2 protein-coding genes and 1 pseudogene are annotated in these 3,206 nt (G+C 62.9%); 1 reads left to right on the forward strand and 2 read right to left on the reverse strand.

Translation table 11 applies throughout. The annotated features are described in order from the left end of the window. Positions 1 to 241: 241 nt before the first annotated feature. The gene (locus BHAP_RS11250) at positions 242 to 1,426 is read right to left on the reverse strand and encodes an IS256 family transposase (protein ID WP_094730739.1); all 1,185 of its coding nucleotides are present in this window, start codon (positions 1,424 to 1,426) and stop codon (positions 242 to 244) included. A gap of 547 nt (positions 1,427 to 1,973) precedes the next feature. Between BHAP_RS11250 and BHAP_RS11255 the strand changes: the two genes are divergently transcribed. After that, entirely contained in the window at positions 1,974 to 2,900 is a 927-nt protein-coding gene (locus BHAP_RS11255; RefSeq protein WP_476693572.1) for an integrase catalytic domain-containing protein, read from the forward strand. A 51-nt stretch (positions 2,901 to 2,951) separates the two neighbouring features. Here BHAP_RS11255 and BHAP_RS11690 read toward each other — a convergent pair. After that, positions 2,952 to 3,206 (reverse strand): annotated as a pseudogene (locus tag BHAP_RS11690) (ABC transporter substrate-binding protein); the annotation flags it as partial.

Here is a 3,206-nt window from a genome sequence, read left to right on the forward strand (position 1 = left end):
TACGATGGTCGTTGCACTTTTGGCAGCACACCGCGCATGTCGGCGCGTGGCGGAAAACGCTCGCTGAGTGGCGTTCAGTGAGAGAAAACCGCGTGACTCTTGGCTTCCCCTGTCAAGGGAACCACTCCCAATAACGGGTAGTGAATTCGCTAACGAATGTATGACGCAGGAGACTAGTGGATGTTTGGGTAGTGCCCGGATTCTTGCGCNCTTTGGTCTTCGCCCGGCTCTGCGACGATGATCAGTTCGCTACTGGTACGCTCTCACCGAGCCGGGACATGTCGAGGTAACGGCGCGTCGACCACTCGTTCGAGGTCACGTAGCGGNCGCGCGCGCAGACGAGCATCNACGCGCTCCGCCCGTCCGGANACGAGCCGACCACGCGCGTGCGTCGCCTGATCTCGCGGTTCNATCGTTCGATCATGTTGTTCGTACGGATGCGCCGGCGATGNTCCCTCGGATAGTCGTCGAGCAGGTAGGTCGTCGTCTCGCTAATGCCTTCGCGCAGGCATTTGGCAGCCTCTCTGNGCTTCCTTGTCTCCAGTTCCTTGGCGACGGNTTCCGCCTTCTCCANCGCCTTGTCGCGTGATTCCATAGCAAACACGGCCTTAAGCGCGTCCGCAGCCCACTCCCGGTTTCTGGGGNTGNCCTTGGCGNGGNTATTGCGTNCGAAATGCACCANGCACCGCTGATNNCGCGCCTCCGGCNACAGTTCGTTCNCGGCGGCCACGAGTCCCGCGCACCGGTCACCCGTTACCAATCGCACGCCCTTCNACCCACGCGCGAGCATACCGGTAATGANTCCACGCCAGCTNTCCGCGTCCTCCTTCNTNCCCTCGGCCACAGANAGCACCTCCCGNCGACCATCCATACCANCACCGATAGCNACCAGCNCGCTCACGTTCTCGNCCGAACCACCCCAGCAGCGCTTGNGCCATACGCCGTCCATGANCACGTACGCATACTCCTGCACCAGCGGACGCTCCCGCCACGCGTCGNTATCCGCGTAGATGCGCTTGAGCTNGTCGCTCAGNGTCTGCGAGGGCATGCGATCACCCCNCANCAANTGGCTGACATCATCAACCTGNCGCGTGGACACGCCCGCCAGATACATGTCAANCAGCGCCTCCTCGNCGCTCTCCTCGCGCCGCCGGTAACGCTCGATCACGGCCGACTCGAACACCGCGCCCTTCAGTTTCGGTACCTTCAGGCTCNNTTTCCCGGCCTTGNCGGTCAGNTCACGCTTGTAATGGCCGGCCCGGTACGCCTTGCGATCCCCGCTGCGCTCGTAACGGGCGGCGCCCGTGATCTCGTCGGCCTCGGCGTCGAGCATTGCGTTCAACGTCTCCTCGACGCTTCTACGGACCATCCGGTCCAGGGTGGTCTCCAACATGGCCTGGTCGACCTGTAGAATCTGCTGTGACATGGCTTCGTGCCCTCTTTCCAATCGCGATTTGTTTTGTTTGGCGACAGAAAATCGTACACAGGACACCGACGTGACTCACGTTTTTTGAGCGCGTAATGGCTAGTGGTGCCTCATCGGAAATGAGCGCGAACGGTACCGGTCCTGTTTGGCTTGTCGTATGGAAGGCAAGATCAGCATGGCGACGAAGCGGCAGGTCACCCTGAGGTTCAGGGACGAGTACATGAAGGCATCGAAGAAGGACAAGGGGCGCATCCTCGACGAGATGTGCTCCGTGCTGAAGATCGGCAGAAGCACCGCGAGGCGCAGGCTCACCGAGGCCGGCACGCAGCCGCGCGAGCTGCCGGCGGCCAGGAAGACACGGCCGAAACGGTATTCGGAGCAGTCGCGCGAGCTGCTGGTGCGGGTGTGGCTGATGATGGATCTGCCGTGCGCGAAGTACCTCAAGCAGATGCTGCCCCTGTGGCTGCCCACGCTGAGAGCCCGTGGCGAGCTTGCCGAGTACGACGGGTTCGCGTTCAACGAATTGATGGCGATGAGCCCGGCCACGATGGACCGGTACCTCAGGAAGACGAGGGACGCGGCGCGTCCGANGGGCCTGGCGGGCACGAGGCNCGCGTGCGNGCTTCTGCGCAACTCGATCACGANCAGGAAGGCGAGCGACGAGCNGGNCGGGCTGCCCGGCAACGNCGAGGCCGACACCGTCGCCCACTGCGGGCCGAGCCTGAGAGGCGAGTTCTGCCGCACCCTGACCGTGGTCGACATCGCCACCGGCTGGACCGAGAACGCGTCGTGCAGGAACAACGCGTTCGCGAACTTCTCCAGGGCGCAGGCGCTGATCGAGTCCCGCCTGCCGTTGCGCATCCGCTCCTACGACTCGGACAACGGCAGCGAGTTCATCAACCGGGACCTGATCGCGTGGCTGCACGAGCGCGACATCGAGCAGACCAGAAGCCGCCCGTACAGGAAGAACGACCAGGCCACCGTCGAGTCCAGGANCNNCCACGTCGTGCGCCGCCACGCGTNCTACTACCGGTACACCGCCGACGAGCTCGACCTGCTCAACGAGCTGTGGGAACTGGTGCGTGTCAAGGCCAACCTGTTCACCCCGTCCAAGNAACCCATCGCGCGCGAAAGCACACGGGACGGACGCCCCCGCCGCGTCTACGACAGGCCGCGCACACCATGGGAGCGGCTCAAGGAGTTCGACGACCAAGATAGGGCCGCGGGCGGCCCCGGCTTCATCCCCGACGACAAGCGCGAGGAGATCGAACGCACGCTCGCGACCGTGAACCCCGCCGAACTCGTCCGCCGCATCCACGACATCCAAGACCGGCTCGAGGACATGGCCGCCCCGCGCACCGCGCGGCTGGCCAGACGCTCGGGCCCGGACATGGCATACTTGAACAAGACGCTCGCCCGGATCGCGGGCGTCGAACCGGAAGACAACGAAACCCCACCAGCCGATAAGGACTAGGATTTCGCGCTCACCCTAAGNGAGGCACCACTCCGGATTACGCGCTCACTTTCAAATGAGGCACCTCGCATCCTTGTTCTTCGCATTTGCAGCAATAGACAGTTTAAAGTTCTCAAATTCGTTGGAGGAACCATCCCAAACCACATCATCAGCGGAGACACCGGGAGCTGCTGGCACCGGCATAGCAGTGTATTGATCACGCAGATCACCGAAGTCGGCGAGCGACCAACCAAAGATCACACATGTCTTTGCAGTCTTGCCATCGTTGGTCTGATCGGCATAGTACGCGTCGGCTTGCTTGGTGGA

Source organism: Bifidobacterium hapali (assembly GCF_002259755.1).
In the GTDB taxonomy this organism is placed as follows: Bacteria; Actinomycetota; Actinomycetes; order Actinomycetales; family Bifidobacteriaceae; genus Bifidobacterium; species Bifidobacterium hapali.